This is a genomic window from Staphylococcus sp. HMSC067F07 (genome assembly GCF_001837405.1).
Lineage (GTDB): Bacteria > Bacillota > Bacilli > Staphylococcales > Staphylococcaceae > Staphylococcus > Staphylococcus capitis.
On sequence record NZ_KV832237.1, the window covers coordinates 790951 to 817664 of the forward strand.

Annotated in this window: 27 protein-coding genes and 1 pseudogene; 11 read left to right on the top strand and 17 right to left on the bottom strand. The window is 33.4% G+C overall.

Annotated elements, in window-relative coordinates:
- Nucleotide 1: 1 nt before the first annotated feature.
- The 3 genes from mvk to pta all read right to left on the bottom strand — a co-directional run bounded on the left by mvk (nt 2) and on the right by pta (nt 3272).
- Complete coding sequence (gene mvk, locus HMPREF2706_RS10775; protein WP_030059932.1) at nt 2-922, bottom strand: mevalonate kinase; 921 nt, start codon at nt 920-922, stop codon at nt 2-4.
- Between the two features lie 521 nt (nt 923-1443).
- Complete coding sequence (locus tag HMPREF2706_RS10780; RefSeq protein ID WP_023350745.1) at nt 1444-2283, bottom strand: lipoate--protein ligase family protein; 840 nt, start codon at nt 2281-2283, stop codon at nt 1444-1446.
- Nucleotides 2283-3272, bottom strand: coding sequence for a phosphate acetyltransferase (gene pta, locus HMPREF2706_RS10785; protein ID WP_070862373.1), 990 nt, complete (start codon nt 3270-3272; stop codon nt 2283-2285). The genes HMPREF2706_RS10780 and pta overlap by 1 nt, the downstream gene beginning before the upstream one ends.
- A 172-nt stretch (nt 3273-3444) precedes the next feature.
- Between pta and hemQ the strand changes: the two genes are divergently transcribed.
- The 3 genes from hemQ (at nt 3445) to HMPREF2706_RS10800 (ending at nt 5857) form a co-directional block, all read left to right on the top strand.
- Nucleotides 3445-4194, top strand: a complete 750-nt coding sequence (gene hemQ / locus HMPREF2706_RS10790; protein WP_070862374.1) for a hydrogen peroxide-dependent heme synthase — start codon at nt 3445-3447, stop codon at nt 4192-4194.
- Nucleotides 4195-4625: 431 nt separating this feature from the next.
- Nucleotides 4626-5390, top strand: coding sequence for a threonine/serine exporter family protein (locus tag HMPREF2706_RS10795; protein WP_030059931.1), 765 nt, complete (start codon nt 4626-4628; stop codon nt 5388-5390).
- Nucleotides 5391-5404: 14 nt separating this feature from the next.
- Entirely contained in the window at nt 5405-5857 is a 453-nt protein-coding gene (locus HMPREF2706_RS10800) for a threonine/serine exporter family protein (RefSeq protein ID WP_002433140.1), read from the top strand.
- A gap of 108 nt (nt 5858-5965) precedes the next feature.
- Here the strand turns inward: HMPREF2706_RS10800 and HMPREF2706_RS10805 are convergent, their stop codons facing one another.
- The 4 genes from HMPREF2706_RS10805 to HMPREF2706_RS10820 all read right to left on the bottom strand — a co-directional run bounded on the left by HMPREF2706_RS10805 (nt 5966) and on the right by HMPREF2706_RS10820 (nt 8969).
- Complete coding sequence (locus HMPREF2706_RS10805; protein ID WP_002452516.1) at nt 5966-7438, bottom strand: APC family permease; 1473 nt, start codon at nt 7436-7438, stop codon at nt 5966-5968.
- 113 nt (nt 7439-7551) lie between these two features.
- On the bottom strand, nt 7552-7920 hold the full coding sequence (locus HMPREF2706_RS10810) for a DUF423 domain-containing protein (RefSeq protein WP_162488584.1): 369 nt from the start codon (nt 7918-7920) through the stop codon (nt 7552-7554).
- Nucleotides 7921-7944: 24 nt separating this feature from the next.
- Complete coding sequence (locus tag HMPREF2706_RS10815) at nt 7945-8307, bottom strand: DUF5327 family protein (protein WP_030059928.1); 363 nt, start codon at nt 8305-8307, stop codon at nt 7945-7947.
- 11 nt (nt 8308-8318) lie between these two features.
- On the bottom strand, nt 8319-8969 hold the full coding sequence (locus HMPREF2706_RS10820) for a uracil-DNA glycosylase (RefSeq protein ID WP_002433321.1): 651 nt from the start codon (nt 8967-8969) through the stop codon (nt 8319-8321).
- Between the two features lie 168 nt (nt 8970-9137).
- Between HMPREF2706_RS10820 and HMPREF2706_RS10825 the strand changes: the two genes are divergently transcribed.
- The 4 genes from HMPREF2706_RS10825 (at nt 9138) to vraX (ending at nt 12990) form a co-directional block, all read left to right on the top strand.
- Entirely contained in the window at nt 9138-10121 is a 984-nt protein-coding gene (locus HMPREF2706_RS10825) for a choloylglycine hydrolase family protein (protein ID WP_030059926.1), read from the top strand.
- 107 nt (nt 10122-10228) lie between these two features.
- Nucleotides 10229-11059, top strand: a complete 831-nt coding sequence (thiD, locus tag HMPREF2706_RS10830) for a bifunctional hydroxymethylpyrimidine kinase/phosphomethylpyrimidine kinase (protein ID WP_030059924.1) — start codon at nt 10229-10231, stop codon at nt 11057-11059.
- 371 nt (nt 11060-11430) lie between these two features.
- Entirely contained in the window at nt 11431-12582 is a 1152-nt protein-coding gene (locus tag HMPREF2706_RS10835) for an FAD-dependent oxidoreductase (RefSeq protein ID WP_070597725.1), read from the top strand.
- A 237-nt stretch (nt 12583-12819) separates the two neighbouring features.
- On the top strand, nt 12820-12990 hold the full coding sequence (vraX, locus tag HMPREF2706_RS12250) for a C1q-binding complement inhibitor VraX (protein WP_016898722.1): 171 nt from the start codon (nt 12820-12822) through the stop codon (nt 12988-12990).
- A gap of 379 nt (nt 12991-13369) precedes the next feature.
- On the opposite strand, the pseudogene HMPREF2706_RS10840 reads toward vraX, so the two are convergent.
- The 9 genes and pseudogenes from HMPREF2706_RS10840 to nagB form a co-directional block, all read right to left on the bottom strand.
- Nucleotides 13370-14782, bottom strand: a pseudogene (locus HMPREF2706_RS10840) (MFS transporter).
- Nucleotides 14783-14972: 190 nt separating this feature from the next.
- Complete coding sequence (locus HMPREF2706_RS10845; protein ID WP_002432996.1) at nt 14973-15233, bottom strand: hypothetical protein; 261 nt, start codon at nt 15231-15233, stop codon at nt 14973-14975.
- 1 nt (nt 15234) lies between these two features.
- Nucleotides 15235-15600: a hypothetical protein gene (locus tag HMPREF2706_RS10850; RefSeq protein ID WP_002452507.1), complete on the bottom strand. Its 366-nt coding sequence runs from the start codon at nt 15598-15600 to the stop codon at nt 15235-15237.
- The gene (locus HMPREF2706_RS10855) at nt 15575-16714 is read right to left on the bottom strand and encodes a thiolase family protein (protein ID WP_049428858.1); all 1140 of its coding nucleotides are present in this window, start codon (nt 16712-16714) and stop codon (nt 15575-15577) included. Before HMPREF2706_RS10855 ends, HMPREF2706_RS10850 begins: the two co-directional genes overlap by 26 nt.
- A 2-nt stretch (nt 16715-16716) precedes the next feature.
- Entirely contained in the window at nt 16717-18072 is a 1356-nt protein-coding gene (locus tag HMPREF2706_RS10860; RefSeq protein ID WP_030059918.1) for an AMP-binding protein, read from the bottom strand.
- A gap of 112 nt (nt 18073-18184) precedes the next feature.
- Entirely contained in the window at nt 18185-18832 is a 648-nt protein-coding gene (locus tag HMPREF2706_RS10865) for an HAD family hydrolase (protein ID WP_030059916.1), read from the bottom strand.
- A gap of 120 nt (nt 18833-18952) precedes the next feature.
- Nucleotides 18953-19501, bottom strand: a complete 549-nt coding sequence (gene hxlB, locus HMPREF2706_RS10870; protein WP_002433290.1) for a 6-phospho-3-hexuloisomerase — start codon at nt 19499-19501, stop codon at nt 18953-18955.
- A 1-nt stretch (nt 19502) separates the two neighbouring features.
- Entirely contained in the window at nt 19503-20135 is a 633-nt protein-coding gene (hxlA, locus tag HMPREF2706_RS10875; protein ID WP_023350759.1) for a 3-hexulose-6-phosphate synthase, read from the bottom strand.
- A gap of 99 nt (nt 20136-20234) precedes the next feature.
- Nucleotides 20235-20975, bottom strand: a complete 741-nt coding sequence (gene nagB / locus HMPREF2706_RS10880; protein WP_002433147.1) for a glucosamine-6-phosphate deaminase — start codon at nt 20973-20975, stop codon at nt 20235-20237.
- 548 nt (nt 20976-21523) lie between these two features.
- Between nagB and HMPREF2706_RS10885 the strand changes: the two genes are divergently transcribed.
- Genes HMPREF2706_RS10885 through folE2 form a run of 3 tightly spaced genes read left to right on the top strand, consistent with a single transcriptional unit; the run spans nt 21524 to nt 23459 of the window.
- Complete coding sequence (locus HMPREF2706_RS10885) at nt 21524-21886, top strand: YojF family protein (protein ID WP_172969464.1); 363 nt, start codon at nt 21524-21526, stop codon at nt 21884-21886.
- Between the two features lie 15 nt (nt 21887-21901).
- The gene (bshB2, locus tag HMPREF2706_RS10890; protein WP_002433272.1) at nt 21902-22567 is read left to right on the top strand and encodes a bacillithiol biosynthesis deacetylase BshB2; all 666 of its coding nucleotides are present in this window, start codon (nt 21902-21904) and stop codon (nt 22565-22567) included.
- A 13-nt stretch (nt 22568-22580) separates the two neighbouring features.
- On the top strand, nt 22581-23459 hold the full coding sequence (gene folE2 / locus HMPREF2706_RS10895; protein ID WP_002433461.1) for a GTP cyclohydrolase FolE2: 879 nt from the start codon (nt 22581-22583) through the stop codon (nt 23457-23459).
- A gap of 120 nt (nt 23460-23579) precedes the next feature.
- Here the strand turns inward: folE2 and HMPREF2706_RS10900 are convergent, their stop codons facing one another.
- On the bottom strand, nt 23580-24878 hold the full coding sequence (locus HMPREF2706_RS10900) for an MFS transporter (RefSeq protein WP_049428860.1): 1299 nt from the start codon (nt 24876-24878) through the stop codon (nt 23580-23582).
- A 261-nt stretch (nt 24879-25139) separates the two neighbouring features.
- Between HMPREF2706_RS10900 and HMPREF2706_RS10905 the strand changes: the two genes are divergently transcribed.
- The gene (locus tag HMPREF2706_RS10905) at nt 25140-26645 is read left to right on the top strand and encodes a glycosyltransferase family 4 protein (protein WP_049428862.1); all 1506 of its coding nucleotides are present in this window, start codon (nt 25140-25142) and stop codon (nt 26643-26645) included.
- Nucleotides 26646-26714: the final 69 nt, after the last annotated feature.

The window sequence follows — 26714 nt, forward strand, 5'->3', positions numbered from 1 at the left end:
TTTACCCTCCTAAATGTTCAATCCACGTATGTGCTGCGCCTGCTTTTTCAACAGCTGCTACGATCTTTTTGGCAGTTTGTAAATCTTGCGCAAGAAGAAGCATGCTACCGCCACGTCCTCCTCCAGTAAGCTTACCAGCGATAGCACCATGTTCTTCACCTATTTTTAATAGTCTTTCTATTTTATCATGGCTAACGGTTAAGTGTCTTAAGTCTTTTTGGCATTGATTAAATATATCTGCAAGATGATTAAAGTCATGTTTTTCAATAGATTCACTTGCTTCATGAACAAGAGATCCAATATGTTCAATATGGCTCAAGTATCCAGGGTCTTCACACAATCTATGAACATCTTCTACTGCCTGTTTAGTCGATCCTTTGACTCCAGTGTCTATAACTATCATATAACCATCAAGTTGAAGTGATTTAAGGTTTTCAACGTGCCCTTGTTTGAACCATACAGGTTTATTAGAAACTATAGTTTGTGTATCAATCCCACTTGGTTTACCATGTGCAATACGTTCTGCCCAATTTGCTTCCTTGATTAATGTGTCATCATCTAAAGGTTCTCCCATGAAGTCATAACTAGCTCTAACAAATGCAACAGCTACGGCTGCACTTGAACCTAGTCCTCTTGAAGGAGGTAAGTTCGTTTGGATTTTTACAGAAAGTGGTTCTTTTACACCACTTCTTTCTATAAAACGATTAATGATAGACTTTAGATGTTCAGGCGCATCATATAACATGCCATCATATACATCACTTGTAATAGAAGAATAGTTACCTTCCTCCATACTTTCAATTAATATTTTTATTTTACTAGCATTAAATGGGATGGCGATTGCTGGCTGACCAAATGTTACTGCGTGTTCACCTATTAGAATAATCTTTCCGGTAGACTCCCCGTATCCTTGTCTCGTCATGTTTTCTCACCTTTTTATATACCTTATATATACTTTAATTCATTGACACTATCTGATAATTAATTTGAAAAATAATTTTTATTACGTATAAATACGTCTATATTTAGACATCATTGAAATTACTATTTTAGCGAATTTTACAATTGTGTTGCCACTGTTTAACGATGCAATATTTTAATATCAGTATTTTTTAACTACAAAAGAGTATAATAAATCTTTTCTTGATAACTAACAATACTTTAATAGTATAAAACTCTTAAATAGAGTTATCAAAATTATGAATTATATTTACCTTTAACTTCGATTATGTAAACATTTAATAAATTTTAACTAAAGTTTTCTAAAATTTTCCACCTTACATATGATACTACAAAAAGACCTGGGAATATATATCTATAACTAATGATATAAGAATTTATTCTTTATTTGATAATACAAGTAGAGAAGGTCTACAAATCGAGTTTTTTGTAGACCTTCTCCTATTCACTTACTCATCTATTTAAAATATTCTTACGCACGCTTTACAAATCTAATTTTTGATGCATTTTTGCATTTCGTTCGATCATTTTTTCAAAATAACCTTCATATCGTTGCCATTCATCTTCAGTAACTGGATCCATATTTAATTGAGCACCTAAATCTTTCAGTGCATATAAAAGTAAAAACATTACATCTTGAACTTTAATGTCTTTATTGAGTAACGTCTCTAATGAAGCCATAGATTCGGGATCAATATTAGGGAAACGAAACTTGGTTGTTTCTCCTTTGAGTGCGTGTTGATAAAAGTCTCTCATCATAGCAGCACGCTTAGAACCCGATCCTTCTACACAAAGATAGATTTGAACCGCTATACCTCCACGTACACGTCTTTGAGAAATACCAGCAAATTTCTTGCCATCAATACTTAAATCGAATTTACCAGGACAATAAGATTGTTCAATTTCATGTGTGTGAATATCTACATCTTCGTCTTCAAACATCTTACATATCAATAGATACATTACTGTAAAAGCTTCATCTATAGTTGTTTCAGTTTGTCCTTTAAATATTAAAGAAATATTAAGCACACCTTGGTCCAATACTACGCCAAGTCCACCTGAATTTCTCACAATGGCATTATAGCCTACTTCATTTGTTAAATAACGTATGCCATCACTTAAAAATGGAAGTCTTGAATCGTGTATACCAAGGATAACTGTATGTTGGTGAATCCAAGTTCTTACTACATTACATGATAAGTCTTTCCCAACACTTTCAGAGAATGTATCGTCAAATGCAAAGGATTGCATGGGTTCCAGACCCGTTGAATGATCCACATAACGCCACGGTATTTGGTTAAAATATTTACTTGATAAATCCATTATTGTAGTGATTGAGCTGCAGTAATAATAGATAAGTTATAAACATCTTCAGTTGAGCATCCACGTGATAAGTCATTAACAGGCGAATTTAGACCTTGAAGAACAGGACCAACTGCATCATAACCACCTAAACGTTGTGCAATTTTATAGCCAATGTTACCTGCTTCAAGACTTGGGAAGATAAACACATTAGCGTCTCCTTGAATTTTAGCGCCAGGCGCTTTTTTCTCAGCTACACTAGGGACAATCGCAGCATCAAATTGGAATTCCCCATCAATCACAACATTTTCAATATTATAAGATTGAACTTTTTCTTGAGCTAATTTTAATGCTTCTTGAACTTTAGTCACGTCGTCTGATTTAGCAGAGCCCTTTGTAGAGAAGCTTAACATTGCTACTTTTGGTTCCATACCAAAGCTTAGTGCAGACTTAGCACTTTCTACAGCAATTTCAGCTAATCCTTGAGCATCTAATTCAGGGTTGATGGCACAGTCGCCGAAGATATATTGCTCGTCATCTTTAATCATAAAGAATATACCAGAAGTCTTAGATACACCTGGTTTAGTTTTAATAATTTGTAATGCTGGACGTACTGTATCGCCAGTTGAATGTGCAGCACCGCTTACTAAACCTGCGGCTTTACCAGTGTAAACAAGCATTGTACCGAAATAATTAACATTATCTAACATTTCTTCAGCTTGTTCTTTAGTCGCTTTACCTTTTCTACGCTCTACAAATTCATCTACTAATTCAGGTTTTAAATCACTTGATGAAGGATCAATAATTTCAATATTAGTTAAATTGAGAGATTTTTCTTCTGCTAAAGATTTAATTTTTTCTTCATTACCTAACACGATGGGTGAAACATAATCACTCTCTTGTAATTGCGTTGCTGCCGTTAAAACTCTTTCGTCTTCCCCTTCAGGTAATACAATTTTTACATTTTTTCCAGATAATTTTTCTTGTAATACATTTAATAAATCAGCCATAATGTCCTCCTCAATTCACATTCATAATAACGTTTACATTTCAAATTATACGTCATTTTGTAGTAGAATTCCATTTCACTCAATTGTAAACATTTACTTAGGAGTTCCTAGTTTGTTTATGATAAAATTTAACGTGAATTGATTAAGAATTTGAAGATAAGGAGCGATAACTATGAGTGAAGCAGCCGAAACTTTAGATGGTTGGTATAGTTTACATTTGTTTTATGCAATGGATTGGACTACATTTCGTTTAGTTCCAGAAGACGAGCGTGAGGCAATGATTTCTGAATTAAAATCATTTGTTGAAGATAAATCTAAAGCAAGAGAGTCACACACAGGTGATCAAGCAATTTATAATATTACAGGCCAAAAAGCAGACCTACTATTATGGTTCTTACGTCCTGAAATGAAAGACTTAAATAAAATTGAAAATGATTTTAATAAATTACGTATTGCGGACTACTTAATTCCTACTTATTCTTACGTTTCAGTGATTGAATTAAGTAATTACTTAGCCGGCAAATCTGACGAAGACCCGTATGAAAATCCACATGTAAAAGCTAGATTGTATCCTGAACTTCCTCATTCTGAATACATCTGCTTCTATCCTATGGATAAACGTCGTAATGAAACTTATAACTGGTATATGTTACCTATAGAAGAACGTAAGAATTTAATGTATAACCACGGCATGATTGGACGTAAATATGTCGGTAAAATCAAACAATTTATCACTGGTTCTGTTGGTTTTGACGATTTTGAATGGGGTGTGACATTATTCTCAGACGATGTATTACAATTTAAGAAAATTGTATACGAAATGCGTTTTGACGAAACTACAGCGCGTTATGGCGATTTTGGTAGTTTCTATGTAGGTCATATCTTAAATACAGACGATTTCAATGAATTCTTTAATATTTAATTTTTGACTGCAGAAAGCTATGAAGATATTTCTTCATAGCTTTTTTATATACTTAAAAATAGAAAAAGCACACTTCGGAGAACTCGAAGTGTGCCTTCCTAGTAGTATCCTTGGGAGAACTTTAATCACTACTACGTATTAAGTTAACTTCAGAGAATATACAGTCGCTACCCAATATATTCTTTGTAATCGTTAACTAATATTATTTTAACCATTTTGAAACATTTGAAACACGATAAAATTAAAAATATACACTTTTACCGAATAATTTCATGATAGGTTTAAAATTGAACTTATTTAAATAATTTAATTATATTTTAGTTTAACTTTTCACATTTGCGAATAGGGTTAAAGTTTATGTATGTGGTCTTTTTTAATCACATCTACTATAATAATATTAAATTCAAAATATTTTAAAAATTGGTGATGTAATGACTATTGAATCAAATGAAACAGCTCATGAAAGTCTAATTAAAGATGTAGTCATGTTAGCTGCCCGAATATTATTAGAATCTGGCGCTGAGGGTACTAGAGTCGAAGACACAATGACTCGCATCGCTAGAAAGTTAGGTTATTCAGAAAGTAATAGCTTTGTAACGAATACTGTTATTCAATTTACGTTACATAATGAATCATATCAGCGTTTATATAGAATTAAATCACGTGATACAAATCTTATAAAAATTTCTCAAGCTAATGAAATCTCAAGACAAATTACTAATGGCACAATTGACCTAGAAGAAGCTAAGAAAAAATTAGAACATATTTATATAGCTAAGAGGGACAGTAGTCTTCCCTTCAAAGGTATAGCTGCAGCAATTATCGCAATGAGTTTTCTTTATTTACAAGGAGGACGTCTCATTGATGTGATTACAGCGATTTTAGCTGGGAGTTTTGGTTATCTAGTAGTTGAAATACTTGATCGCAAATTACATGCACAATTTATACCAGAATTTTTAGGTTCATTAGTGATTGGTATTATTGCAGTCATTGGACATTCGCTTGTACCAAGTGTCGATTTAGCAACAATCATCATCGCAGCAGTCATGCCGATTGTACCAGGAGTATTAATTACTAATGCGATTCAAGATTTATTTGGTGGGCATATGTTGATGTTTACTACTAAATCTTTAGAGGCGTTAGTGACTTCATTCGGTATTGGTGCAGGCGTTAGCTCAATTTTAATTTTAGTTTAGGAGGCATGTAGAAAATGTTTTGGATATTGAATTTTGTATTTAGTTTTCTCGCCTCACTCTTCTTCTGTGTCATATTTGATGCGCCTAGGAAATTGTATCTATCATGTGGATTTGTTGGAGCATGTGGTTGGATGGTCTATATTCTATTCTTTGATGGTCTACAGGTTCACACTATCTATTCAAGTTTCTTTGGAAGTTTAGCATTAGGTTTATTAAGCCACTACATGGCACGCCATATGAAAGAACCAGTCATTATCTTTATGGTTACAGGTATTATTCCTTTAGTTCCAGGTGGACTTGCTTACGATGCTACTAAAAATTTAGTATTACTTCATTTCAGCAGAGCAATTAATACGATGCTTGAAGTAACATTGATTGCAGGAGCAATTGCTTTAGGCTTATTGTTTGCTGACCAAATCTCTAAAATAGTTATCTCAGGCTTTGATCGTACACGAAAAAAATTATAATTCCATATATATAGAATAAGCTCAAAGATGATTTTATTAATGTAAATCATCTTTGAGCTTTCTTTATTTCAAAACTATATTAAAGAAACATTTTTTGTATTAATTAAATTATTTCTTAGGTTCATCAACCATGTCTTCGACTTCATTTTCAGAACGGTTAAGAATTAAACGACTTAATTCGTCATTATCCATCTTCTTAAGCTTAGGATAGCGGATAAAGAAGAAGATAAGACCTATCACTAGCCAAATTGCTAAAGCAATGTAAGAAGGTCCTGGCAATGATGCAGGCGATCCTGGAATTAAGAGTAATCCTAAGAAGATAAATGATACGATTGAACCAATAATCGCAAACGTCTTATAAATAGGCGCGTATGTGTTGCTTTGTTTATCATAACTAAATAGTTTTGCTGCTGATAAACAAGTAATGAAGTATGCAATAGAGACACCTGTTGACGACATGTTAACAATCCAATTTAATGCATTACGTCCTAACCAAGGCGCTACTAATGCTACACCCACTAAGAAGATAATAGCAACATATGGTGTTTTATATTTACTATGCAATTTACTAAATACTGTAGGCATAATACCAGAACGTCCCATAGAGAATAAAAGACGACTTGAACTCATCAAGAAACCGTTGAGTCCTGTAAAGATACCCATTGCGATAGCAATAGCTAATACACCAAGACCAATGTAACCAAATGCTCCTTGCGTAACTGCACCTGTTAACCATAAGTTACCGTTGAGACTTTTAGAATGTGTGCCTAACCATCCAGTATAAAGTAACATGACAACATATGTTAGTGCTGCTGCTAGTAAGCTATAAACAATTAATTTAAATGTTTTATTTGGTGCGAAATTAAATTCTTCTGCGGTTTGCGGAATGTTATCGAAACCTACATAAGCCCATGGTGCGATAGCCACAATCATGATAATAGATCTAAACCAACCTTTATCTGAATTAGCTAAAGGTTGTAAATTACTTAAGTCAAAGTTACTACCAAAGAATGAACCAAAGAACATAAGTAAGACAACGACAACCATTGCAATACAGAAATAATATTGAAGTGATCCAGATACACTCGCACCTCTAATTGAGATAATCATAAAGACTAATAATAGTACTGTTGCAATGATAATCTCCGTTATGTAGACATCCCAACCTGCAACTGTATATAACTTTCCATTATTTAAAACATTGGGTAATAGAAACTTAACTAATAAACTAAACGCTGTAGCATTTAGTGCTACGACGCAGACATAGCCAAATGTTAAAAACCAAGATGAAAAGAAACTTACATATCTACCGAAACTTAAGAAACTAAAAGCAAATGCTCCCCCTGAAACCGGGAATTTCTCAACTAACGCCCCATAACTAACGGCGATTAAAATCATTAATAACGCACCAATGACGATGCCTATAGAGGATGCAATAGGTCCTGATTGTTTAATCCAATCCCCTGGTAAAATAAAAGCACCCCAACCGATACATGAGCCGTAAGCAATTGCCCATACGAACTTTTCAGAAAGGTTTTGCTTAAGGTCACCTCTATCTACTTTATTATTTTTATTTTCCATAAATAAAACTCACCTCGAAGGTATTCTATACCCGATTCGGTGAGTTTTTAAATATCAAGTATACTATTTTCTTTAGAATTTTAAGCTTAAAAATGTTTGTTAGTTATGAGTATTTAGCCTGCATATTTAAATGTAGCGATAATTAACATTAACCAACCTGCTATAAATAACACGCCGCCAATTGGTGTAATAGCACCTAAAATTCGAATTTGTGTAAGTGCTAAGATATATAAAGAACCGCTGAAGAAGACGATCCCGAAGAAAAGTAACCAACCTGCCCAATTAACATTAATAGCAGTAGTACCGCTAATTACTCCAATAATTAATAGTCCGAGACCATGATACATTTGATACATTGTCGCTTTTTCCCAAACAGACATGTATTTTTCAGATAATTTGTTTTCTAAACCATGTGCACCAAAAGCACCTGTACCGACAGCCATCATCGTATTGAGTGCACCTAGAATTATAAATAATTTCATCATTTCAATTGTGCTCCTTTATGTTTAAAAGTCGAAAATAGACTCGCCATTTCCTATATTGTCATCTGTAGTCATTAAATTTGAATGAGACGTATGTTCATTTTTCATTGATTGAGGTACTTTACCTCCCATTGCTTCAATTTCAGCAGCTGACACTTGATTTTTATTATGATTTGATTGATTCGATTCTTTGCGTTGCGAAGATAAAGCTTGAGCATTGGATACGTCATGCCTATCTTGAACCGAAGTTTGATTATCACTAGAAGTGTATAGAGAAGTTAATGTATGTATAGCATACATATGCTTTTCAAATTCAGCCTCAGTATGAGCTTCATCCGCTTGCACTAATTCTTGTTCAATCAAATGAATCATTTTATTATTGCGCATCATATATCACCTTAACCTTCGCACCAATTAATAGGGTCTTTTCCTTTAGCTTTTAGATATTCATTCGTTCTTGAATAAGGCTTAGAACCAAAGAAACCTCTAAAAGCAGATAATGGACTAGGATGAGGAGATTTTATAACTAAATGTTTAGATGTATCAATGAGTTTCTCTTTTTGTTGAGCAGGTTTGCCCCATAATATAAAAACAACATTTTCACGATGTTTAGAAACCGCTTCAATCACTTCATCAGTAAATGTTTCCCATCCGATATCTCTATGTGAATGTGCTTCTCCTTGTCTCACTGTCAGCACAGTATTTAATAAAAGCACACCTTCTCTAGCCCAATCTTGTAAATGTGGTGATACCCTATGACAACCAATATCATCTTCTAGTTCTTGGTACATATTTCGCAATGAAGGTGGAAATTTAGCATTAGGTTGCACTGAAAATGCTAAACCATGTGCTTGGTTAGGTCCATGGTATGGATCTTGCCCCAGTATAACTACCTTTATATTGTCAAACGGTGTTAAATCAAATGCTTGGTAAATATTCTTTCTATCTGGGTACACAATTTTAGTTGTATATTCTTTTTCTAGAAAATCGTGCATCTCCTGAAAGTCATGTTTTGACGTTATATCATGAAAAACTTCTGACCATTTCATCGCATTCACCTCTCGACATATTTTAACATATTCAATGATAAGAAGTTATGAAGATTAAATTGCCGCTCTATAAATGTAAACCTATAATATTTCAAAGTTTACAATATAAATATTTTTGGCTATAGTACTACTAAATCAATTTATATCAGAAGTTTGGAGCGTAGACATATGTGTACTGGTTTTTCATTTTTCACAAAATCAAAACATCATTATTTAGCTAGAACAATGGATTTCGCATTCGAATTTAACGGCATACCTACTGTGGTACCTCGCCACTATCGGTATCAATTTGACTTAGAATCAGAATTACGACTTCAATACGGTTTCGTAGGCACTAATTTAAAAGTCGGAAGATATCGCTTTGGTGATGGCATCAATGAACATGGAGTGGCAATTTCAAACCATTATTTCACTGGTGAAGCTTCATATAGCAACCATAGACGGTATGGCTATTTCAATTTAGCACCTGAAGAATTTATAGTGTGGGTGCTTGGCTTCGTTAAAAGTATAGAAGAACTCAAACAAAAAGTGAAAAACATCAACATTATGAATGAAAAAAATACTACATTAAATATAGTTCCACCCCTGCATTTTATAATCACTGATACGTCAGGACATACAGTTGCAGTGGAACCCCATAACGGACTACTTATCGTTAAAGACAACCACGTTAAGGTATTAACCAACGCACCTAAACTTGAGTGGCATATTCAAAATTTAAGAAATTATGCTTTCCTTCAACCTGAGAAATCAACAAATCAGCTTGTTGGCAAAGTATTAGTGCGTTCCATGGGATGTGAAGCTGGCACTAATGGTCTACCAGGTGGCTATACATCTACAGAACGATTCGTGCGTGCCACTTATTTAAGACATCATTTATCATCTTCTCATAATGAAGATATCAACCTTATGAATTGTTTTAAAATCCTAGACTCTGTCAGTATACCGCAAGGAGCTGTGCTAGATGCTGGAGAAACACATTACACACAATATCAATTAGTTATGGAGAGTAAAGATAAAGCTTATTACATTAAGCCATACTTTAGTAATCAACTTTTCAAAGTTCAATTAAATGAAGAATTACTATCAAAGGACGATATGACATTTCTTCCTATTAACAATGAATTACATATTTCTCAATTAAATGCGTAATATATTCATACGGTCCTTCATTTTCGAAAAGCTATAAACATTTAGCTTACCCGATAAACGTGGTATGATTAAGGATATATTAGAACTTAACGGGAGTGAATAAAATTATGGCTTTAAAGAAAGTATTAACAATTGCAGGGTCTGATACGAGTGCGGGAGCTGGTATGCAAGCAGACCTTAAAACATTCCAAGAATTAGATACGTATGGAATGGTGGCTTTGACATCTATCGTTACGATGGATAAAGAAACGTGGTCTCATGATGTAACACCTCTAGATATGAATGTCTTTGAAAAGCAACTTGAAACTGCAATTTCTATTGGCCCTGACGCAATCAAGACGGGTATGTTAGGTACTCAAGAAATCATTAAACGTGCAGGCGAAGTTTATGAAGAATCAGGTGCAGATTACTTCGTCGTAGACCCAGTCATGGTTTGTAAAGGTGAAGACGAAGTACTTAACCCAGGAAATACTGACGCAATGATTAAATATTTACTACCTAAAGCAACAGTAGTAACGCCAAACTTATTTGAAGCTGGCCAACTTTCAGGTTTAGGAAAATTAACTTCAATCGAAGATATGAAAAAAGCTGCTAAAATCATTTATGATGCAGGTACACCTCACGTGATTATCAAAGGTGGTAAAGCGCTAGATCAAGATAAATCTTATGATTTATACTACGATGGCGATAAATTCTATCAGTTAACAACAGATATGTTCCAACAAAGTTATAACCACGGTGCAGGTTGTACGTTCGCAGCTGCGACAACTGCTTACCTAGCTAACGGTAAATCTCCAAGAGAAGCAGTCATCGCTGCTAAAGCTTTCGTAGCATCTGCAATCAAAAACGGTTGGAAAATGAATGAATTTGTAGGACCTGTTGATCATGGTGCATATCATCGCATCGAACACATCGAAGTCGAAGTAACAGAAGTTTAAAGAAATACTGCATTGATTTCTAAAATAAGAATTCATTCTATATAGCTTTCTAAGATGGCTAAAATAGACAAAAGCTTGATATAAACACAGTTCAAATTCAGTCATCTAATTCAAAAATGTTAGAAGCATTTGAGAAATGAAATGATGTTTAGCTTCTTTTAATTTAAAGCTTTTAATCACTTTTTATTGATTAATAAGGTGATTGAAAGCTTTTTATTTTTCTATATTGGAAATTTTTATGTGTATATTCCACCTTTATCACACGTTTTAGAATCTTCACTCTAAAAATATTAAAACGAATATGTTTAAAACAACCTTTACTGTAGTAAACAATGGTAAATGAAACCTTTTAAAAAGGAGGAACTTATAACATGAATATTGAAGATCAAAACGTGGGGATGACTGAACCTATCACAATCATTGGCGGAGGCATCGGAGGTTTGACACTTGCCAGAGTATTGTATGTCAATGGTATACCATCTAAGGTTTATGAAATTGATACATCTCCAAATGCACGTACGCAAGGTGGTCAACTTGATATACATGAACATAATGGGCAAGTTGCACTTAAAAAAGCTCATCTGATGGATGAATTTCACTCTATTATTCATGAAGGCGCAGACGCAGCACGTATATTTAATTCTAATGGGGAATTACTTCACGATGCGCCTGCTGACGAAAATAATGGTAGACCTGAAGTTTTACGTGGAGATTTAAGACAAATTTTAATTGATTCATTACCTAACGAAACAATAGAGTGGAATAAAAAAGTGGATCGTGTAGAAGAATTGGAAAAAGGACAATACCAAGTGTTCTTTAGAGATGATACATCTTTAACTACTAGCAAATTAGTAGGTGCAGACGGCGCATGGTCTAAAGTACGTAAAGTTTTAACTGATATTACACCTCATTATACTGGTTACACATTTATAGAAACATACCTTCATGACGTTGATAACCAATATCCTGAAACTGCAAAAGTTGTAGGACAAGGCCAAATGTTTGCATTATCTCCAGGAAAAGGTATCGTAGCACATCGTGAATATGGGGGTATTATTCATACTTATGTACAGATGCAATGCTCTTCAGAGTGGATTGACAACATTGATTTCTCAAATAAAAAGGAAGCTACACAAACTATAGCTAATGAATTTAAAGGTTGGCCTAATGAAATTACTGCATTGATTATGGAAGCTGAATCCTCAATTACTCCAAGAAAAATTAATGCATTGCCTGATGAACATCGTTGGCAAAGACGACAAGGCGTTACTTTAATCGGAGATGCGGCTCATTTAATGGCTCCTTCAGGTGAAGGCGCAAACTTAGCTATGTTAGATGCCGCGGAATTAGCAGAAAGCATTGCAAAAATGAATGGAGATTTAAATAGCGTTATTAAAGATTATGAAGAAACCATGTTCCCTAGAAGCGAAGAAGAAGCTAGAGAATCACATGAATTATTGGATATATGTCTAGGTGAGGACAGTCCACATCGTCTAGTTGAACTCTTTAAAGGTAATATTTAATAAATATGTAAATGAAACTGGCTTACTTTAAGTGTAAGCCAGTTTTTTAGATCATCATTGAAATTAAAATATTTTGTTGAATGAGGTTTCAAATACTTCTCTAAATTTCTAGGCATAAAGTCTGAGATATCTCTCCGATGTTCGTAGTATTCAAAGTTGATACCATAGCCCCATGTATTTTTAAAGAAACTCATTTACTATATAGAGTGTAGAGAGACAAAGGAGGAATCGAACAACATGATTATCTACAGGCAAAATATAGAGAACGGAGTACCTATTTACGAAATCATAACTAAAACTTTCAAGACTATTACAGTAAAATGTGATGAAACTTTCAGTGAATTCGAAATCTATAAATTGCTCTCTCTACTAGAAAATGACGTAGACACAATGAAAATGAGTTACTAAACCGTGTCGATGTTATTTTCACATCCAAACAAGACATTGCACAAAATCCAATTGAGAATTTGAGAATTAGAATTTATGTTCTAATTATTCCCTAACATAATGTGTTTTTTAAAGTTTTCTGTCCCCTAAACTATAAACTTTAAAAGCCATTCAATCATCCCTAAAAATACTCACCTTAAAATGTATAAAACGCTAATGTTAGCCAAAATTGTCCCCTTTTGTAGCTCGGAGAGAACCTTTGAGCGTTGCTAACATTAGCGTTTATTTTTTCTAATTAAAAGAACGTCTAGTGAATAAAAAAATAGCAGTAAAAAGATTTCTAATTGAGATCATTTTACTGCTATTACTTTAATGAAAGTTATGTTCTAAGTTTTTATATTTAGAAGTTTTCTTTTTCTTTTCTCTCTTTAACCCACCATAAAGCTTTTTTAGGGTTTTCTTCATAGTATTTTCTATCTTCTTCATTATCAACATTTGGATAAGAACCTTTAAGTGACTTACTTGCTGTACTTGCATGAAATAAAGTAATAACTAAGAATCCAATTAAACTAATTGCAGTTAAATAATATGCTGGAGCTAAAGCATTTCCAGTTGATTCTACTAACCATGATGCAATTAAAGGCGTAGTACCACCAAATAAAGAAACAGATATGTTAAATGTTACTGATAATGTACGATATCTGATATGTGTATAGAACATTGTTGGTAAAGATCCTGGCATTGTTGCTTCATATGTTGAAAGGAAGAATCCTAATATGAAGACACCGATAATTATTAATGGTAATGATTTAGTACTTAGTAAACTGTATGCGACAATACTTAATAAAGTAAGTCCTCCTGTACCAATCAAGAATACCTTTTTCTCACCAATTTTATCGGCCATTTTACCAAACATTAGTGCTAATGGAATCATAACTGCCATTACACATGTAATAAGTACACTTGTAGTCGTGGCATCCAGTTTAACAATTTGACCAAGATACGTTGGTAGATAAGCTGTTACAGAATAGTTCGTTACATTAAAGAATACTACCGCTACGAAGCAAACGAGAATATCTTTATAATAATATCGAATAATAGTGAAGAACCCTATGTTATCTCTTTGAGGAGTGGAAGCTACATCATTTTCATAAACAGGAGACTCTTCCAGTCTACGACGTAAATAAAGACCAAATAATCCAAGGAATAAACCTAGAATAAATGGAATTCTCCAACCCCATGCTTGCATCTGATCATGAGTTAAGAAGAAACTTAATAATGCAATCATAATTGAAGCCGCAATATAACCTGAAAGTGTACCAATTTCAAGGCCACTACCTAAACTATTACGACGTTTATCCGGTGATGATTCAGCAACGTAAGTCATTGCACCTGCGTATTCCCCACCTGTAGAAAAGCCTTGTAGCACCCTAGCAAGTAATAACAGTATTGGCGCCCATATTCCTATTGTATTGTAATTGGGTAGTAACCCAATAGTAAGTGTAGATAATGCCATTAAAATAATTGTTGTAGTTAATACAACTTTACGTCCATATTTGTCACCGATGATACCAAATACGATACCGCCAATAGGTCTTAATAAGAACGCGATTGCTAATGCTGCAAATGTAAAAATTTGTTGGATTTGAGGATTATGTACTGGAGAGAAGAAATTCGCTCCTATGTATGCAGTTGTATAAGCATAAACCTCAAAGTCAAATCATTCCATGGCGTTACCAATACCGGTAGCTACAACGGTTTTTTTCGCTTCTTGACCGTCTACCACGTTAATATGATTTTTGTTGAACTTCATTACAACAACACTCCCTTGTGATATGTTACATAATTATACGTAGTTAAACTTTAATGTCAAATTAATTCAGTTTACATAATTTTCAATTTTTTAAGTTTATTCATTTTACAGATATTTAAATTTAACATTTGAAATTGCTTCCATTAATTATTGGCAACGAAAATAAAAAAACTAAAAAATAATTTTTCATCTAATTTTTTAATACCATTAGTTTTACCCCGTATAAATCATCCGAAACTTTTATAATTGTTTCGTCTTCAACAAAAAATCGTATATCGTCATGTATATCAATAGGTTTAAGGTATTTTATTTTATAATTCTCCCATTGTATATTGAGTTCTTCGAAGGCGATTTCACATACTAATTGACCTGGTACAATGTCATTGTGTATTGGATTCATATCATTCACTAATACTAAGTATTCTTTAATAATCTCGATTGAAATCTTCATTTTAACGCTTTACCTCAATAAAAACTTGTTCTATATATATACATTTATGGTTATTTTTATTTATTTTCAAACTATAGGTGTGCTTGATAAAATCTTTTATATTTTTAACTGAAATTTTGCTTAAAGTCGCGTCATATACTTCATCCGTTACTAATTTATTAAATTCTTTAACATATGTCTCCTTTAAAATTAAAGGTTTCTTTACAAATTTTTTATAACTTTTAAATTCCGACCAAAGCTTTGCACACATTAAAGTAGGGACTTGATAATTGAAATCTTTATTTAATAAATAGCAATACTTACGCACGTCTTCTTCTTTAAAAATGACTCTTTGATGTTCTTCACCATCTCTCAAATAATACTGCATTACCGAGCCCTCCACCGATTCCCATTGTTGCAATGGATTTATTTTGCACATTCATATGAAATAATCGTGTAACTAGAGCAGCGCCACTTGCTCCATATGGGTGACCAGAAGCGATTGCGCCGCCCCATCGGTTTAGCTTATCATCAGAAATACTAAGTTCCTTCTGACAAGCTAAAACCTGTGAACTAAATGCTTCATTTAATTCTATAGTATCAATATCTTCTATTTTAACTTTAGCTCTTTTTAACAGCTTTCTAACTGCTGGCACAGGACCTATACCTAAATAATTAGGATCAACCCCAACTGTACAACTTTCAATAAATTTTAATCCTTTAGCAAAACCTAAGTTTTTAGCGAGTTTCTCTTCCATTACAAGGATTAATACGGCACCATCATTTTTCATACAACTGTTACCAACTGTAATTGAACCTTGATTTAATAATGGTTTAAATCTACTTAATTTCTCAGTAGTTAAACGAGACTTAACACTTTCATCTCTATCAAACGATACTCCTTTAACTTTAATAGGCAATATTTCTCGGGAAATATTCCCATTATCATAGTGATCTTGAGTCAATTGATGGCTTCTATAAGCGAACTTATCTTGCATTACTCGCGAAATACCGTATTTTCGCGCCACATTTTCAGCAGCTTCTATCATTGAAGGATCTTGACCTTTTGGAGCAAATGGCGCTCTTTCGAAGAATTGAGGAAATTCTGTTTCATACACTGATTGAGGTCGTTTTAATTTCCAAGGTGCTCTACTTATACTCTCAACACCACCTGCAAGGTATACATTTCCAGCGCCGCTTTGTATCATTCTACAAGCTTGTATAATAGTTTCTAGTCCTGAGCCACACTGTCGATCAATAGTAACGCCTGGAACGGAGTTTTTAAGGCCTGCTTCTAGCAAAGATTTCCTTGCGATGTTACCACCATTGCCAACTGTGTTGCCGATAATAACGTCTTCCAAGTATTCCATCGCTCCAGGATATTCTGCTTGAAAGTAATTGAATAAAGGTTCTAGTAGTTGTTCTGGTTCCAAATGCTTTAAATATCCACCATACTTGCCAAATGCAATTCGTTTAGCTGCTACAATGACTGGTTGCTTCATATTTAAATCTCTCCATTCAAATATTTAGTTTTCATTTTTCCTCTAGCAATTTTTCCAGATTCAGTGTAATGCATACCGTTAATTTTCCTAATTTTAGACGGAACCTCATATCTTGATAGATGATTCTTTAAACACGTTTTTACTTCTGAATATTTTAATTCTTTTATTCCTGTATACAAAAGAACTGCTATTTCTCCAAACTTATGATGTGGCTCACCTATTATTATTGCTTCACTGACACCTTCAATATTCATCACGCGCTGTTCTATCTCACTAGGATATACGTTAACGCCACCTATAATTAGACGGTCACTTTTCCTTCCTACTAGATATAAATTTCTATTTCTAATTAGTGCATAATCTCCTGTCTCAATCCACTCATTTGAAATTTGTTCTTCACCAACATATCCACTAAAAGTCATTTCACTTCGAACTTTTAGTAGTCCAATATGTTTTGAATCTTTCTCAAATAGTTTGGCTTCCACGTTTGGAAACAATTTGCCTACTGATTGTCTTGGTGCTGTTTGATTGAAATTATAGCTAATAAAACTTGCCTCAGAGGTGCCAAAAAATTCTATTAAATTCGAATCTGGATAAAGTTGAGCGATAGCCCTAAATTGTTCTTTTGAAAGCTTTGCTCCACTGCTGAAAATACTTTTAATTTCCGCAGTATATAAACCTTTTAAAATGAACTGATAAAGCATCGTGGGTACTACAAACAATGAAGCAGGCTGATGTATAGACTGTATAGTCTTCACGAGTACTTCTGCATTAAACTCTTTTTGACCTACAAATGTGCGTCCTGTAAACAAAGCATATATACATGCGTATAAGGAGAGTGAGTGTGATAAAGGGCCAGGAGCAACAATCACTTTTGAATCATGCTTTATTAATTTCTCATTCTCTTTATAAGAAATTAACCATGAATGTTCATTTCTATAATAAGCCTTGGGCAAGCCAGATGTTCCCGAAGTAAATCCAATATGCAGTAATGTACCATTAATAGAATGAGAAATCCTATTATACCCTGTTTTAATTAAGTGCTGGTCACTCTTTAACCATTGAATTTTATATTTTTCAATCAGCTGGTTTATTGTAACTTTATTCCATTTACTACTAAAAAAGCACGGAATACCTCCAACTCTATGAATAGCGAAATAATGAATCAGATTTTTTATCGGATGATTACTTAATAAACCAACTTTTTCTCCCTCGTTAATCATAGAATATTGAGAACTTGCTTTATCTATCTCATGAATCAATTCATCGTAAGTTATTCGTTGATGATCAAATACCAAAGCCAATCGCTTAGGTTGATGCTCACCAAAATCATAAATATTTTTAATTACCTCTAACATGCCATCACCATATGTAAACTTTATTTATAAATATGTTAACATTAATCTTAAAATTCCTCATGCTAAAATTAACGCCCCACTACCAATGATATGGAAGTAAGACGTTATTAATTTATATTATAGTAAAAATTTCCTCTGGTTCATTCACGACATAATACGGATTTTCTTGAAGTAAATCATGTGCAGATTGCGCGCCCCAAGTCACTACACAGGATCTAATATCTGATAAACTCGCACTTTTAACATCATGCTTTGTATCTCCGATATATACTGTACGTCCTTGATTTAAATGATTATTCTGTATGATGGATTGTAAGATTTTATAATGAGGCTTTCGCAACTCCTTAATATGTAAACCTAGTGCATCTTTTATAAATCGATTAAGCCCTAAATAATCTAATTGTCTTGTTACTACAGCTGTTTCATTACTTGATATTACAAAGATATTTTTCTTTTTATTATGTAGTAATTGGAGCATTTCACTTATTCCCGCAAACTCTTTTATATTATGTATTTCATATTGACTATAATATTTATGATAAGCCCTAATGAATAATTCAACTTTTTCCTCATCTATACCGATACTAGTTAAACTTCTCAAACCTTCCTCTAACGGTTGGCTTTGTGCACTTAAAATTTCTTCTTTACCAGGATTCTTTAAATTTAATTCCTTAAAAGCCTGCTCAGTTGCATAAACGTGACATAATGTTGTGTCTGCTAAAGTACCATCAAAATCAAAAATATAGTTGTCAAAATTCATGATGTTACACCTCTTAGATAGTAATTACATTATAAATATACACTTTTTTGGTTAAAACTGCGATATATTAAAAAACCAGAGATTTCATGGACTTCATGGAATCTCTGGTAGTATTTCTTACTATTCTAAATTAGCATGATTTTGTTGCATTGTTTCTTCATTGATATGAAATGCTTCCATTAAAGGCAATACAACACTGTCGAGGAAAACTAGTGACGCTTGTTCAAACAAGCTTCCTAGTGGTTGCTTAGAACCTTCAATATCGTGTTTAGTGCCAGCTGGTAATTCTATAATAGTTTCAGCAAGCTCTCCGATTGGCGAATCTGTTTGCGTTGTAATAAGTACAACTTTAGCGCCAATCTTTTGCGCTTTTTCAGCTAACAATCTTAAGTGTTCTGTTGAACCTGACCCAGAAATAATAATGAAAAGGTCGTGCTCTTTTATTGATGGAGTCGTGGACTCTCCTACAACATAAGCGTGTTCACCTAGTTGGTTTAAACGCATTGCAAAACTATTTGCAACAAATCCAGAACGCCCTTTACCAGCTACAAATATTCTATCCGCACCAACAACGTCATTAGCAAATCTTTCATACGACGTATCATCAACATGCGACAACGTATGATCTAATTCATCAAGTATAAGACGATAGTTATTAAATTCTGTCATCCTATCTACCTTCAATCGCATCGCGACATTGTTTTGCAGCTTCAACAGGATCGTCAGCGTTTGCGATTCCTCCACCTACGATAACTAAATCAGGTTCTTCAGCCACAATATCTTTAATTGTATCTGGTTTAATACCGCCAGCTACAGCGACTTTAGAATTTTTAATTACTGACTTCACTGTACGTAAACTATCTAATGGTGATTGACCTTCAGCTTGTAAATCATAACCAGTGTGTACAGCGATATAATCAGCGCCCATTTCGTCTAATTCTTTTGCGCGTGTTTCAAGATCTTGTACCGCAATCATATCTACTAATAATTCTTTACCATGTTTATGTGCTTCTTCAACAGCAGCTTTAATTGATGCGTCTTCTGCTACACCTAAAATAGTTACAACATCAGCACCAAATTTAACAGCTTGGCTTACTTCATAATCTGCTGCATCCATGATTTTTAAATCTGCTAATACTTTCGCATTACTAATATTCTCATTTAAATGTTGAACTGATGGTAAACCTTCGTTAATAACAATCGGCGTACCAATTTCAACAATATCTACATATTCTTCAACTTTTTTCGCTAATTTTGCTGCTTCTTCTTTATTTAATAAATCAATTGCTAATTGTAGTTCCAATGAAATACATCCTTTCATATGACAGTCAATTTCTATTATATAAAGGTGTTTACCCGGCATTTCATTTTTTAAACTGAGCTGAAAATGCTATCACCACAATTAGACTTTATCAATATGAGGAGGTGCAGCCTCATCATCAACATACACTTCCACATTTGGATGGGCATGTAAAATTGTAGAAGGGATGTCTTTAGTAACCTGGTTATTCATTAATTGATGAATCGCTTCTTTTTTCTTTTCTCCAAATGCAAGCAAAATAATACGTTTAGCCTTTAAAATACTTGCTAATCCCATTGAAACAGCTTGTTGTGGAACATCTGATTCACTTTCAAAATAACGACTGTTTGCACGTATCGTACTCTCTGTCAAATCAACAATGTGCGTTTCACTATGTAAATCAGTACCAGGTTCATTAAATCCAATATGACCATTTTCACCTATACCTAATATTTGTATATCAACAGGACCTCTATCATTAAGCAATTGGTTATAACGTTCAGCCTCATCCTCTAATTGAGAGCTGTAACCATTTGGTATATGAATATTTTCTTTATTGAAGTTCGGATATTGATCAAATAATACCTCATTCATATAATAATGATAACTTTGAGGGTGTTCAGCTTTTAATCCAACATATTCATCTAAATTAAATGTTTCAACATGAGAAACATCTAATTGATTCTTTTCTAATAACTCAACTAAATATTTGTATACCTCAGTCATTGTGCCACCAGTAGCTAAACCTAATTTACTTGTAGGTTGGCAACTCATTTCTTTATATAATTCACATGCAACATAAAATGACGCAAGTTTCTTAGAACCTAAGTTGATGATTTTCAATTTTTAAACACCTCGATTTTTAAATCTATGTTCTTACACCTTTCCAACTCCACTTATATAATATACCCTTCAAATACATATTTAACAAAATTTAATTCTTAATTTAAAGAAATTTAACAAACTTCATTATCTATCTTTTTATCTATAACTAAAAAATTTTCCTAATTATTTCAAGCATTCGTGTACAAATATACATCGCTTTCTAGTAAAATATATAGATAAACACATTTACTGATTTTTTATAAACACATTAGTACACGTTGTAAAATATTAAAGAGATAATATAAGTAGTCACTAATAATAAAGCGTAAAAAATCGCGACTTTGGAATCTTTTTAGTGAAGTACTTAACACTAAAATAAACATCTCTAATTTTAATAACTACAAAACCTGTGAAGACTCACACAACTCGGCTACGCATAAAGGCGTCGTAACTCATCGAGTTATAAACGCTCTATTACTATTGATGTAATATGATAAAGTCTTTAACTAATGTTTAAAATTTCGACAGTTTACAATCAACACACTGCAAAATACAAGGGAGTGAACGTGTTGGAACCGATTAATGAACAAGAAGTACTTAACTTACTTACTTCTTATGCAAATAAACCCGTGTACTTACATGTCGAAACTACAAATGGCGCATACGCTAACCATTTCGACGAACGCGTTTTTAACGCAGGTACCTTTTTAAGAAATATACAAGTCACATATGAACACGCACAACTTAAAGGTGGCGAAAAAGATCCATATCGTGTCGGATTAAAATTACGAGAAGGTGGTTGGGTTTATGTACAAGGATTAACGCACTATGAAGTTAATCACGACAACGAATTCCTCATCGCCGGATTTAATTATGAAGGACAATTGGCAGCTACAATAGAAATTAGCGTTAAGCCATTCACAATATAGAGGAGGTTATGAATCATGACTGATGAAAGACACGTACTTGTAATCTTTCCACATCCAGATGATGAAACCTTCTCATCTGCTGGAACCATTGCAAGTTATATTGACGCAGGCGTGCCAGTCACGTACGCATGCTTAACACTAGGACAAATGGGACGTAACTTGGGTAACCCTCCTTTTGCGACAAGGGAATCTTTACCTAATATTCGAGAACGAGAACTTGAAGATGCTTGCCGAGCAATTGGAATTACAGACCTAAGAAAGATGGGGTTACGAGATAAAACGGTTGAGTTTGAACCACATGATCAAATGGACGATATGGTAAAAAATCTCATTGATGAAACTAACCCGTCGTTAATTATTTCATTTTATCCTAAATTCGCCGTGCATCCAGACCATGAAGCTACAGCAGAAGCTGTTGTACGTACAGTAGGACGTATGCCAGAATCAGAACGTCCACGACTCACACTTGTAGCATTTAGTAATGATGCACCAGAAATACTTGGTCAACCAGACATTCAAAATGACATTTCTAAATATAGTGATTTAAAACTTAAAGCCTTTGAAGCGCATGCTTCTCAAACAGGACCATTCTTAAAACAAATTGCGAGCCCTGACATTGATGGACAAGCACAAAGTTTCTTAAAGGTTGAGCCATTTTGGACTTATCACTTCGAATCTTAAATGGAGGTAAAACATGACAGAATTTGATTTATCTACTCGAGAGGGTCGTTGGAAACACTTCGGTTCTGTAGATCCTATCGAAGGTACGAAACCTACAACTAAAAATGAAATGACTGATTTACAAAGCACTCATAAAAATTTCCTATTTGAAATAGAAGAAGTAGGAATTAAAAATTTAACGTATCCTGTATTGATTGATCAGTATCAAACTGCAGGATTATTTAGCTTTTCAACAAGTTTAAATAAAGATGAAAAAGGCATTAATATGAGTCGTATATTAGAGAGTGTTGAAAAGCATTATAATAATGGAATTGAGCTTGAATTTAATACACTTTATCAAGTATTACGCACACTTCAAGAAAAAATGAATCAAAATGCTGCTGGGGTGGATGTCTCAGGAAAATGGTTCTTTGATCGCTTTAGTCCAGTGACTAATATTAAAGCTGTAGGTAACGCAGACGTCACGTACGGACTTGCAATTGATGGCGAGAAAGTAACACGTAAAGAACTAACGATTGAAGCTACTGTTACAACACTTTGTCCTTGTTCTAAAGAAATCAGTGAATACTCAGCGCATAACCAACGTGGAATCGTTACAGTTAAAACTTATTTAGATAAAGATGCTAAAGTCGTGGATGATTATAAAGATAAAATTTTAGACGCTATGGAAGCTAACGCGAGTTCCATATTATACCCTATCTTGAAACGTCCAGATGAAAAACGTGTCACAGAACGTGCTTATGAAAACCCACGTTTCGTAGAAGATTTAATTCGACTCATTGCTGCTGATTTAGTTGAATTCGACTGGATTGATGGCTTTGATATTGAATGTCGCAATGAAGAATCTATTCACCAACACGATGCGTTTGCTCGTTTAAAATATAGAAAATGATAGAAAAAAGAGAGTTGCTCCACACTTCTTTAAAGCAACTCTCTTTTTTTATGCGATATAAAATTTTAATATATCGTGTGCGTATTACATAGACATTTTCAAAAATAAATTAATATTAAGTTAATGTCTACTCATATTCTTCTCCCCTGGTCTAACGAAACACATTGCAATAATACTAATCAATGAAGCTACAACCGCTGAAATAAACATTGTTGAATAACCGTGAGTAGCGACTAAAATACCTGTAAGTGTAGGCGCAATCACTGTCGCTGTATTAACAAAGAAGTGAGTTATACCACCATAGGTACCAGTTTTATTTGGTGCTGTATCAATAATCACTGACCAGTAAACTGCGTTAGGTAAGAAGATAAACGCATTCCCTATCATCATTAATATCATGACTGCAACGATACTATGTGTGAATGGAATGATTAGGAAACATATTGCTGCACAAATCATGCCTGCAATCGCAAAGTATGAACGTGCGATACGTAAGCTACCAGTCTTTTTACGTAGCCAGTCAGACATTTGACCACCAAAATATGCTGTAAAACAAGCACCGATCCAAGGAATCATCCCCAAATACCAAAGTGAATGGATTTCAAAATGATATTCATCCTGCAAGTATTTCGGTGTCCATGTTAATATAAGAAAATTAACATATTGGAAACCAAAATAACCAATCATGTTTCCTACGAGTGTTGGACTTTTAAAGAAATGATACCACTTTTCACTTGAATCTTCTGTTTCTACTGTTTTTTCAACATTTAAACTCTCATTTGTAGAGCGAATATCATTTAATTCTTCTTCTGAAACTTTTTTATTGTCCTCGGGATAATCTGTAAATACCTTTGCCCAAATAATTACCCAGACTAACCCAAGTATGCCTAATAGGACAAAGAGTAAACGCCAACTTGCTATAGTTAAGAAACCAGATACGATAGGTGCAGTAATAAGTGCTCCTAAAGGTACGCCAATTAAACCAAGAGCTGATAATAAACCACGTTCTCTAGGTGCCGCCCAGTTCGCATTAGTTTTACTAATCGTTGAAAAGATAGGACCTTCTGAAATACCGAAAAGCACTCGAAGTAAACCAAATCCAGCAATAGCTGAACCTCCAAATATTGCCATACCAAGTTCACCTGCAAAAGCCATTGCAATTTCAACTAAAGACCAAGCCGTCCCAGCCAATATCCAAACAAATTTAGGTCCCTTTTTATCGGAAGTAATTCCACCAAGCAATGAACCAAACATGTAACCATAGCCAAAGTATCCTAGTATAGATCCCCAAGCAATCGTATCAAAACCAAATTCTTTAATAATATCTTCTTGAGCATATGAGATTGCACCACGATCGATGTAATTAATCATCGTCATAATAACAATCATGGTAATGATAAAATAACGATAACGTTTCATAGTCATCCCCACCCCTTTGTTCTAAACATCTCTACCGTGTAAGTTTATCACAAAGTTGAGTGTAAGCGCTAACATTATTTTAAATATTCAGAATGTTAAGGTGTTAAAAAAGTGCTATAGATAAGGAGGTTAATAATTTCGGACTAAGTAGAATAGGAATGTTTTTAATATTATTGAATTTTTATTTTTAGTTTATTTAATATTTGAAGATTTTATTATGTTATAATATTTGTAAAATAAATTAAACAGATGAGGTATCGAATGTTTTATTTTGTAGGAAACAATATTGGTCAAAAAATCACAGGTATTGAAAAAGCTATTATTAATCGTTTAAACCTTTTTAAAGAAAATAAATATTCATCAAAAGTTATTCTATTAGCATGGAATCGTTACTTAACTGATACAGCATCAAATTATTTAATGCATGAAGATTACATAAATATGTACGATTATTTTCAAGAAGCTACGCAAGTAACTATAAATATTGAATCGATAAATAGTAAAAATTGGTTACATGATTGGCAGCATGATTGTGGATACACAATTAAGTATGTTGAACATTCTAATGATGTACGCGTTTATGATGGTAACAACTTTATAATGTATGCCCATTTTACAGATGAGACTTATAAAAAACTTGATTATCTTAATTATTTCGATACATCTCGTAGGAAAATCAAAAGAGTGCTGTATGATACTCGAGGATTCTTAAGTTGTACTAGAATTTTATCAACTGATCAAAAAATTCAATCGGAGTTTTACTATTCTCCTCAAAAAGAAGTTAAATTAGAGAAATATTATGATATTGATTCAAATGAACCTAATATAGCTAAGAAAATACTATTACATCATCAGGGGAGAACGTATTTCTTCAATAATGATACTGAGTTAAGTGCATTTTTCATAGAACAAATTTATTGCAGTGGTGATCTTTTCTTTAGTGACAGAAATTTAATTTCATCACATGTTTTTAATTCTACAATTCATACAATACCGGTTGTAGCCGTTTTACATAGTACTCATGTCAAAGATATTAATGATTTGATGCATTCAAGGATTAAAAATGTCTATAAAGGCGTCTTCGATCATTTAAAACGCTACAAAGCCATTGTAGTTTCAACGGAACAACAAGCCGAAGATGTACGTCATAGAATTAAGGACTGTATTCCAGTTTATGCGATACCTGTAGGTTTCTCTGAAAGTACATCACAACATAATATAGGATATACATCTCAAAAATTAATTTCTGTAGCAAGATACTCCCCTGAAAAGCAATTAGAACAACAAATTAAGCTGGTTAGTAAATTAAAAGGGTTATTCCCCAAAATTGAATTACATTTATATGGTTTTGGGCCTGAAGAAAGTAAGCTTAAAACATTAATTAATGATTATCATGTAGAAAATCATGTATTTCTAAGAGGATTTCTTAATGACTTAACAGAAGAATTTAAAACAGCATATGTTAATTTAATTACAAGTAATATGGAAGGATTCTCATTAGCATTATTAGAAGCTCAATCGCATGGTGTTCCTTCTATTAGCTATAATATTAAATATGGACCAGGTGAATTAATTATTCCTGATTATAATGGCTCATTAGTAGAATTTAACAATGAAGATCAACTATATGAAACTGTGAAGGCTCTACTAGAAGAACCGGAATTACAACAAAAATATGCTCAAAATAGTATTGAATCATCCAAAAATTTTAGTAAGGATGCCATTATAAATAGATGGCAACAATTAATAAATGATATCAATACATAGATTTTAGAATATCAGCCCATAAAAATAATAGCAGTAAGTCGGTTTTAATTAAGAACCTTCTTACTGCTA

Excerpts from the sequence above, each read along its gene's own strand:
- mvk (WP_030059932.1), bottom strand. The coding sequence starts at position 922 with ATGACGAGACAAGGATACGGGGAGTCTACCGGAAAGATTATTCTAATA.
- HMPREF2706_RS10780 (WP_023350745.1), bottom strand. The coding sequence starts at position 2,283 with ATGGATTTATCAAGTAAATATTTTAACCAAATACCGTGGCGTTATGTG.
- pta (WP_070862373.1), bottom strand. The coding sequence starts at position 3,272 with ATGGCTGATTTATTAAATGTATTACAAGAAAAATTATCTGGAAAAAAT.
- hemQ (WP_070862374.1), top strand. The coding sequence starts at position 3,445 with ATGAGTGAAGCAGCCGAAACTTTAGATGGTTGGTATAGTTTACATTTG.
- HMPREF2706_RS10795 (WP_030059931.1), top strand. The coding sequence starts at position 4,626 with ATGACTATTGAATCAAATGAAACAGCTCATGAAAGTCTAATTAAAGAT.
- HMPREF2706_RS10800 (WP_002433140.1), top strand. The coding sequence starts at position 5,405 with ATGTTTTGGATATTGAATTTTGTATTTAGTTTTCTCGCCTCACTCTTC.
- HMPREF2706_RS10805 (WP_002452516.1), bottom strand. The coding sequence starts at position 7,438 with ATGGAAAATAAAAATAATAAAGTAGATAGAGGTGACCTTAAGCAAAAC.
- HMPREF2706_RS10810 (WP_162488584.1), bottom strand. The coding sequence starts at position 7,920 with ATGAAATTATTTATAATTCTAGGTGCACTCAATACGATGATGGCTGTC.
- HMPREF2706_RS10815 (WP_030059928.1), bottom strand. The coding sequence starts at position 8,307 with ATGCGCAATAATAAAATGATTCATTTGATTGAACAAGAATTAGTGCAA.
- HMPREF2706_RS10820 (WP_002433321.1), bottom strand. The coding sequence starts at position 8,969 with ATGAAATGGTCAGAAGTTTTTCATGATATAACGTCAAAACATGACTTT.
- HMPREF2706_RS10825 (WP_030059926.1), top strand. The coding sequence starts at position 9,138 with ATGTGTACTGGTTTTTCATTTTTCACAAAATCAAAACATCATTATTTA.
- thiD (WP_030059924.1), top strand. The coding sequence starts at position 10,229 with ATGGCTTTAAAGAAAGTATTAACAATTGCAGGGTCTGATACGAGTGCG.
- HMPREF2706_RS10835 (WP_070597725.1), top strand. The coding sequence starts at position 11,431 with ATGAATATTGAAGATCAAAACGTGGGGATGACTGAACCTATCACAATC.
- vraX (WP_016898722.1), top strand. The coding sequence starts at position 12,820 with ATGATTATCTACAGGCAAAATATAGAGAACGGAGTACCTATTTACGAA.
- HMPREF2706_RS10845 (WP_002432996.1), bottom strand. The coding sequence starts at position 15,233 with ATGAAGATTTCAATCGAGATTATTAAAGAATACTTAGTATTAGTGAAT.
- HMPREF2706_RS10850 (WP_002452507.1), bottom strand. The coding sequence starts at position 15,600 with ATGCAGTATTATTTGAGAGATGGTGAAGAACATCAAAGAGTCATTTTT.
- HMPREF2706_RS10855 (WP_049428858.1), bottom strand. The coding sequence starts at position 16,714 with ATGAAGCAACCAGTCATTGTAGCAGCTAAACGAATTGCATTTGGCAAG.
- HMPREF2706_RS10860 (WP_030059918.1), bottom strand. The coding sequence starts at position 18,072 with ATGTTAGAGGTAATTAAAAATATTTATGATTTTGGTGAGCATCAACCT.
- HMPREF2706_RS10865 (WP_030059916.1), bottom strand. The coding sequence starts at position 18,832 with ATGAATTTTGACAACTATATTTTTGATTTTGATGGTACTTTAGCAGAC.
- hxlB (WP_002433290.1), bottom strand. The coding sequence starts at position 19,501 with ATGACAGAATTTAATAACTATCGTCTTATACTTGATGAATTAGATCAT.
- bshB2 (WP_002433272.1), top strand. The coding sequence starts at position 21,902 with ATGACTGATGAAAGACACGTACTTGTAATCTTTCCACATCCAGATGAT.
- folE2 (WP_002433461.1), top strand. The coding sequence starts at position 22,581 with ATGACAGAATTTGATTTATCTACTCGAGAGGGTCGTTGGAAACACTTC.
- HMPREF2706_RS10900 (WP_049428860.1), bottom strand. The coding sequence starts at position 24,878 with ATGAAACGTTATCGTTATTTTATCATTACCATGATTGTTATTATGACG.
- HMPREF2706_RS10905 (WP_049428862.1), top strand. The coding sequence starts at position 25,140 with ATGTTTTATTTTGTAGGAAACAATATTGGTCAAAAAATCACAGGTATT.